Genomic DNA, 8875 nt, shown 5'->3' on the forward strand with positions numbered 1-8875 from the left:
ACCACTACTGGCTCAACACCCCCACCAGCACCAGCAGCGACCCCACCACCCTCGGACTCCAGCACACCAACCACCCACTCCTCGGCGCAGCGATACAACTCGCCGACGGCACCACTCACACCGCTGTTTTCACCGGCACACTTAATCAGCACACTCATCCTTGGCTCAGCGATCACACTGTCAACGGAACCTCGGTTCTCCCCGCAACGGCCTACGTCGACCTCGCACTCCACGCCGGACACCACACGAACCACCCTCATCTGGTCGAGCTGGAGATGCACAAGCCGCTGGTCGTCCCCGAACAGGCGACGCACCAGCTCCAAGTGATGACGGCGCCGCTGCCCGACTCCGATGATCTGCGCGTCACGATTCACGTACGGCAGGAATCGGATGCCCCCTGGGTTCTGCACGCCACCGGCACCCTGTCCGCGGCCGTCCCCGCAGCGGAGGCCGACCTCATCGCCTGGCCGCCGACGAACGCCCGTCCCGTAGCGCAGGCCGATGTCTACAGCGAGCTCGCCTCGCGTGGCAATGAGTACGGCCCTGTCTTCCAGGGGCTCACGGCCGCCTGGCGCGACGGCGACGACCTCTACGCCGAGATCGAACTCGACCCCGACACCGACGTCACCGGCTACGGCATCCACCCCGCACTCCTGGACGCCGCACTCCACACCCTCGGAATTGACTCGGCACCGTCCGACGGCAGCGAGCCTCAACTGCCGACGCTGTGGCGCGACATCAGCCTCTTCGCCACCGGCGCCACCACGCTGCGTGTGCAGCTCAGGCAGTCAGGTCCGGGCTCGGCCGGTGTGCTCCTCGCGGATGCGGTCGGGCAGCCGGTGGCCAAGATCGAGAGCGTGACTCTGCGTCCTGTGGATTCGGCGGAGTTGGCGGCGGCAGGTACCAGCACACACAACCGGCTGTTCGCGGTCGAGTGGACACCCCTGACCAGTGGTTCCGTCGCCACCGATGCCGGCGACCACCAGACATGGACGATCCTCACCGCCGGAGCACCCGCCACCGCCGTACCCGACACGCTCACACACCTCGCACTCGCACCGGCCAACCCCGACCTGCCCCTCCCCGAGCAGGTCCACCACGCCGCAACCCAGACCCTCCAGCACCTCCAGACCTGGCTCACCGACCCCACCCACACCAACAACCACCTCGTAGTCCTCACCCACAACGCCGTCACCACCCACCCCGGCGAAGCCCTCACCGACCTCACCCACGCACCCCTCTGGGGACTCATCCGCAGCGCCCAGAACGAACACCCCCACCGCATCACCCTCATCGACACCGACAACCACCCCCACAGCACCAAACACCTCACCACAGCCATCCACAACGCCACCACAAACAGCGAACCCCAAATCGCCCTCCGCAACGGCAACATCCTCACCCCCCGCCTCACCCGCCACACCCCCACACCCGACAACACCCTCACCATCAACCCCCACGGCACCACCCTCATCACCGGCGGCACCGGCACCCTCGGCGCACTCACAGCCCACCACCTCATCACCACACACGGCGCCCGCCACCTCCTCCTCACCAGCAGGAGTGGCCCCAACGCACCAGGCGCACAACAACTCCAGGAAGAACTGACCGCCCTCGGCGCCGACATCCGTATCACCGCCTGCGACACCGCCGACCGCGAACAACTCACCACACTCCTGGCCACCATCGACCCCGAACACCCCCTCACCGCCGTCTTCCACACCGCGGGCGTCCTCGATGACGCCACCATCGACAACCTCACCCCCGAACAGTTCACCACCGTCCTCGCCCCCAAGGTCGACGCCGCCTGGAACCTCCACCAACTCACAGCGAAGTCCGACCTCGACGCGTTCGTCCTCTACTCCTCCGCCGCCGCCACCCTCGGCGCCACCGGACAAGCCAACTACGCCACCGCCAACACCTTCCTCGACGCCCTCGCCCACCACCGCCACCACCACGGACAACCCACCACCTCACTCGCCTGGGGCTACTGGGCACAAACCACCGGCATGACCGCCCACATGACCACCAACGACATCAACCGCCTCACCCGCACCGGAATCACCCCCCTCACCACCCAACAAGCCCTCACCCTCCTCAACACCGCAACCACCCACCCCCACCTCATCCCCACCGCCATCAACACCAGCACCATCGATCCCGAAACCGCATCCCCCGTCCTCCGTAAGCTCATCCGGCCCCGACGCACCACCGCGGCCCGGTCGACCGCCACCGTGGGCGGTTACGCCGAGGAGCTCCGCGCTCTGCCGGAGTCGGAGCAGCGTGAGCGCCTGGTCAGCCTCGTCGTCTCCCACGCGGCAGTCGCCCTCGGGCATTCGGACAGCACGTCTCTTCGTCCGCACCGGCCGTTCCGCGAGCTGGGAATCGGTTCGCTGACGGCGGTGGAGCTGCGCAACAGCCTCGCCAGGTCCATCGGCAGTGCCCTGCCTACGACAGTGGTATTCGACTATCCGACGCCGCAGGAACTCGCCGACCACCTGCGCGGATTGCTGTTGCAGACCACTGCCGCCCCACGCCGGTCGCTCGCCTCGGTGCGGACGGCCGAGGACGAGCCCATCGCCATCGTGGGAATGGCATGCAGGTTTCCCGGCGACGTGCGGTCCCCGGAAGATCTGTGGCAGCTCCTCCACGACGAGCGTGACGCGGTCGGCGACTTCCCCACCAACCGTGGCTGGGACGTGGAACGGCTCTACAACGCGGACCCGGACCACACCGGTACCTCTTACGTGCGTCATGGCGCCTTCCTCCACGATGCCGCCGATTTCGACGCCGACCTCTTCCACATGAGCCCGCGGGAGGCCCTGGCGACGGACCCCCAGCAGCGGCTGCTGCTGGAGACGGCCTGGGAGACGTTCGAGCGGGCGGGGATCGACCCCACTGCCCTCCGGGGCACCAGCACCGGCGTGTTCACCGGTGTCGTGAACCACGACTATCTGTCTCGTCTCTCCTCCGTACCCGACGAGTTCGAGGGCTATCGCCGTATCGGTACGGCGCCGAGTGTCGCTTCGGGTCGGGTGTCGTACGCGTTCGGGCTTGAGGGTCCTGCGGTGACGGTGGACACGGCGTGTTCGTCGTCGCTGGTGGCGCTGCATCTGGCGTGCCAGTCGCTGCGCAGCGGCGAGTCGACCATCGCCCTCGCGGGCGGCGTCTCGCTCATGGCAAGCCCTGATCTCTTCGTGGAGTTCAGCCGGCAGCGTGGGCTGGCGCCGGACGGCCGGTGCAAGCCGTTCGCGGCGGGCGCGGACGGTACGGGCTGGTCGGAGGGTGTGGGGCTGCTGCTGGTGGAGCGGTTGTCGGACGCCGTACGCAACGGGCACGAAGTCCTCGCGGTGGTGAAGGGCTCAGCGGTCAATCAGGACGGTGCGTCGAACGGGCTGACGGCTCCGAACGGTCCGTCGCAGGAGCGGGTGATCCGTCAGGCGCTGGCCAACTCAGGGCTGTCGGCAGCCGATGTGGACGCGGTCGAAGCCCATGGCACGGGCACCATGCTGGGCGACCCGATCGAGGCGCAGGCGATCCTGGCGACCTACGGGCAGGATCGATCGGACGTCGCGCCCCTGTGGCTCGGAGCAGTCAAGTCGAACATCGGGCACTCTCAGGCCGCCGCCGGTGTCGCAGGTGTGATCAAGATGGTCATGGCCATGCGGGAGGGCGTACTCCCGGCGACATTGCACGTGGATGAGCCGACGCCGCATGTCGACTGGTCGGCGGGAGCGGTGGAACTCCTCACGGAGAACACCCCCTGGACGAACGCGGAAGGCCGCCCGAGGCGGGCCGGTGTGTCCTCGTTTGGGATCAGCGGCACGAACGCGCATGTGGTGCTGGAACAGGCCCCGGCCACAGCCGCTACTGGTGCGGCGGAGACCGAGACCGATGGGACGCAATCGGGTGTGGTGGTGTGGCCGGTGTCCGGTCACACCACTGACGCGCTGGCCGGGCAGGCTTCGCGGCTGCACGCCTGGCTGGAGGACCACCCCGACACCGACCTCCCCGCCATCGCGAACGCATTGGGACAGACCCGTGCGACGCTCGATCACCGGGCCGTCGTGTTCGGTACCGGGCGCGGGGAGCTGACCGACGCGCTGGCCGCCATTGCGGCCGGGACCCCGACCGCGCAGGGTGTGACGGGCAGGTACCAGGCGGGCAAGCTCGCCGTCCTGTTCACCGGCCAAGGGTCCCAGTACCCGGGCATGGGACACGACCTCTACACCACCCACCCCGTCTTCCGCGACGCACTCGACGAGGTCTGCGCAGCTCTGGACCCGCACCTGCCGGCACCACTCCAGTCGGTGATGTTCGCCGAACCCGGGACGCCGGAAGCCGACCTCCTGCACGACACGACGTATACGCAGCCCGCTCTCTTCGCGCTGGAGACGGCTCTCTACCGGCTGGTGGAGTCCTACGGGGTGCGGCCCGACGCACTGGCGGGGCACTCGATCGGTGAACTCACCGCCGCCCACATCGCCGGCGTGTTCACCCTGACCGACGCCGCCACCCTCGTCACGACACGCGCCCGCCTCATGGGAGAACTCCCCCCCGGGCAGGGCACCATGCTCACCCTCCACACCACCCCCGACGAGGTCACGCCGCTCCTCGAAGGCACCGGGCTGGAGATCGCCGCCCACAACTCCCCCACCAACACCGTCATCTCCGGAACCGTGGCCGAGATCGAGGCACTCAACACCCGCGCCAGTGAAGCCGGAATCCGCACCCGCGCCCTGAACGTCAGCCACGCCTTCCACTCCGCCCACATGGACCCCGCCCTCGACACCTTCCGCGCCACATTCACCACCCTCACCCCCCAGCCCCCGACCCTGCCGGTCATCTCCAACCGCACCGCACTCCCCCTCACCCCCGAACAAGCCACCTCACCCGACTACTGGACCGAACAACTCCGCCACGCCGTCAACTACACCGGCATCACCGAACACCTGCACGCCACCGGGACCACCACGTATCTCGAACTCGGCCCCGACACCACCCTCACCACCCTCACCACCCAGACCCTCCCCGACACCACCGCCATCGGGACCCTGCACCCCAAACACCCCCACCAGCACACCCTCCACACCGCCCTCGCCACACTCCACACCCACCACACCCCCCTCACCTGGCCCACCACCCCCACCGCCTCCCGTCACCACCCCACCCTCCCCACCTACGCCTTCCAACACCACCACTACTGGCTCAACGACACCCCATCGGCCAAGGACCTCACCTCCGCGGGACTGACCACCACCGACCACCCGCTCCTCGGCGCGACCGTCGACCTCGCGCAGGGCGACTCGGCCGTCTTCACCAGCTCCCTCAGCCTGCGTACACACCCTTGGCTTGCTGACCACACCATCGCGAACCGGGCGCTGCTGCCCGGCACCGCGTTCGTGGACCTCGCCCTGCACGCCGGACTGCACCTGGGATGCGACCGGCTCAGGGATCTCACCCTGGCGACTCCGCTGGCCGTACCCGAGCAGGGCAGCGTCCAGTTGCAGGTCACCGTCGCGCAGGAGAGCGCGTCCGGGGAGCGGATCGTGACGATCCACTCCCGTCCAGAAGGGTTCGAGAGTGCGTGGACTGCCCATGCCACGGGTCTGCTGGCACCGGGCGACGAGGGTGCGGACGCGCCCGCCGGTCTGGAGGTCTGGCCCCCGGAGGGGGCGGCAGCCTTGGACGTGAGTGCCCTGTACGCGGACTTCGCCGCTCAGGGCTACGCCTACGGCCCCGCGTTCCAGGGGCTGCACGCGGCATGGCGGGCCGACGGTCACGTGTACGCGGAGGTGGAACTCGCCTCTGACGCCGAAGTCAACGGGTTCGGCGTCCATCCGGCGCTCCTCGACGCCGCGCTGCACACTCTCGCGCTGGACACCGCGACGAGCGGACACAGCGGCGACGAAGTCAAGCTCCCCTATACCTGGTCCGGTATTCGCCTGTACGCGACCGGTGCGGCCGCCGCGCGGGTACGGCTGACGCCCACCAGCGAGACGACGGCGACGGTCACACTCTCCGACGTGACCGGCCAGCCGCTGCTGGACATCGACGTGTTGACGCTTCGATCCGTCGACCCCAAGCAGCTCAACGCCTCGGCCGGCTCAGACCGTGAGGGTCGCCTCTTCGTCCTCGACTGGACGGAGATGAGTCCCGTCGAGAACACGGACACAACCGGCAAGGTGGCGCCGTCCGATCTGCGGATCTTCGCCGCGGGTCCGGACACGACCGAGTTCGACGCAGCCGATTTCGGCACTCCCGTGTTCGCCGCGCTGCCACCCGTGAACCTCGAACTCCCGCTGCCCGAGCAGGTGTTCACCGCCACCACGCACACCCTGGGCGTGGTCCGGGACTGGCTTTCGGACGACTCCGTATCCGAGGCACCCCTTGTGGTCGTGACCCGGGGCGCGGTGTCCGTCGCGCCGGAGAGCGACGTCGATCTCGTCCACGCACCGTTGTGGGGTCTGCTGCGCAGCGCCCAGAGTGAGCATCCGCACCGCTTCCTTCTGGTCGACGTGGACGACGACCCGGCGTCGCTGGCGGCCCTGCCCTCAGCCGTGACGACAGCGGTGGCCCGGCAGGAGCCGCAGCTCGCGCTCCGGGCGGGGACGCCGCTGGTCCCCCGGCTCGTACGGCACGACGCCGACGCTCCTGCCCAGGACTCCGGGGCCGCGAGCCGGACAACCGCGTCCACGACGTTCCGGCCCGACGGCACCGTTCTGATCACGGGCGGCACCGGCGCCTTCGGCGCCCGTATCGCCCGGCATCTGGTGAGCGCCCACGGCGTACGCCATCTGCTGCTCGTCAGCAGGTCCGGACCGGACACCGAGCCGGCCACCGCGCTGCGCCAGGAGCTGACTGGGCTCGGCGCCGATGTGGTGGTCGCCGCCTGCGACGTGGCCGATCGCGATGCTCTCGCGGCGCTCGTCTCCGCGATTCCCGCCGACCGGCCGCTGGCGGCGGTCGTCCATGCCGCCGGTCTCCTGGACGACGGCACGCTCGCCCAGCTGACGCCGGAGCAGTTGCGCGGGGTGCAGCGCCCCAAGGCCGATGCCGCGTGGCATCTGCACGAACTGACCCGTGGCCTGGAACTCGACGCGTTCATCCTGGTGTCTGCCGGTGCCGCGACGCTCGGTACCGCCGGGCAGGGCAACTACGCCGCCGCCAACACCTTCCTCGACGCGCTGGCCGCCCACCGGCGGCACCACGGCCTGCCCGGTCTCTCCCTCGCCTGGGGTTTCCTGGCTCAGGACGCCGGCATGACGGGCCATCTCGACGCACGGGACCGCGCCAGGCTCGCGCGCAACGGTGCCGTACCGCTCAGTGTCGAGCGCGCGCTCGAACTCCTCGACGCCGCGCTCGCCCAGACGGCGCCCGCCCATCTGCTGCCGCTCGCGATGGACTCCGGGCAGCCGCTGCTGCACGGCCTCGTCCGCAAGCGGCGCGCAGTCACCATGGCCGTGGCCGGCCGCCCCTCAGGGTCCACGTCCGGCGGAGCCGGGCAGGGGCTGGCGGAGCTGTCACCCGAAGCCCGTCTGACCCGGCTCACAGAACTGGTGGCGACCCTGGTGGCCGCCGTACTGGGCCACCTGGACTCGCAACAGCTCGACCCCGGACGGACGTTCAGCGAGCTCGGCTTCGACTCGCTCACCGCGGTGGAACTCCGCAACCAGCTCAGTGCCGCGACGGGCCTCCAGCTCTCGTCCACGCTCGTCTTCGACTATCCGACGCAGCAGGCGCTGGCCGCGTACCTGAGCACGCGGTTCGCGGGGACGGCCGCAGTCCGGCCCGTGGCGCACACACAGCTCCAGGACACGGAGCCGATCGCCGTCGTCGGCATGGCCTGCCGCTACCCCGGCGGCGTCACGACACCCGACGACCTGTGGGAACTCCTCCAGGGAGGCCGGGACGCCATCAGCGACTTCCCGGACAACCGCGGCTGGGACCTCGACTCCCTCTATGATCCCGTTCCCGGCACCCGTGGCGCTTCGTACGTGCGTGAGGGCGGATTCCTGCACGACGCGGGCCAGTTCGACCCCGCGCTCTTCGGCATGAGTCCGCAGGAGGCCCTGGCGACGGACCCCCAGCAGCGGCTGCTGCTGGAGACGGCGTGGGAGACCTTCGAGCGGGCCGGCATAGACCCGCGTTCGCTGCGCGGCAGCCAGACCGGAGTCTTCGCGGGAGTCATGTACAGCGACTACGCCGCGCGGCTCCTGCCGGACACGCCCGAGGGGTTCGAAGGGCAGATCGGGAACGGCAGCGCACCGAGCATCGCTTCGGGTCGGGTGTCGTACGCGTTCGGGCTTGAGGGTCCTGCGGTGACGGTGGACACGGCGTGTTCGTCGTCGCTGGTGGCGCTGCATCTGGCGTGCCAGTCGCTGCGCAGCGGCGAGTCGTCGCTCGCGCTGGCCGGTGGTGTGACGGTGATGGCGAGTCCGAGCACATACGTGGAGTTCAGCCAACAGCGCGGGCTGGCACCGGACGGCCGGTGCAAACCGTTCGCCGCCGGAGCCGATGGCACCGGCTGGTCGGAGGGTGTGGGGCTGCTGCTGGTGGAGCGGCTGTCGGACGCCGTACGCAACGGGCACGAAGTCCTCGCGGTGGTGAAGGGTTCGGCGGTCAATCAGGACGGTGCGTCGAACGGGCTGACGGCTCCGAACGGTCCGTCGCAGGAGCGGGTGATCCGTCAGGCGCTGGCCAATGCCGGGGTGTCGGCGTCGGATGTTCAGGCGGTGGAGGCGCACGGGACGGGGACGACGCTGGGTGACCCGATCGAGGCGCAGGCCATCCTCACTACTTACGGTCAGGGGCGGCCGGAGGGCGCTCCGTTGTGGTTGGGGTCGTTGAAGTCGAACCTTGGGCACACGCAGGC

1 protein-coding gene is annotated in these 8875 nt (G+C 69.5%); it reads left to right on the forward strand.

All coding sequences use genetic code 11. The features are described 5' to 3' along the window. Nucleotides 1-92: 92 nt before the first annotated feature. Nucleotides 93-8875 (forward strand): SDR family NAD(P)-dependent oxidoreductase (locus tag ACZ61E_RS32355; protein WP_469703961.1); only part of this gene is annotated, 8783 nt, incomplete at its 3' end.

The sequence above is a fragment of the Streptomyces sp. NPDC104581 genome, assembly GCF_055583685.1.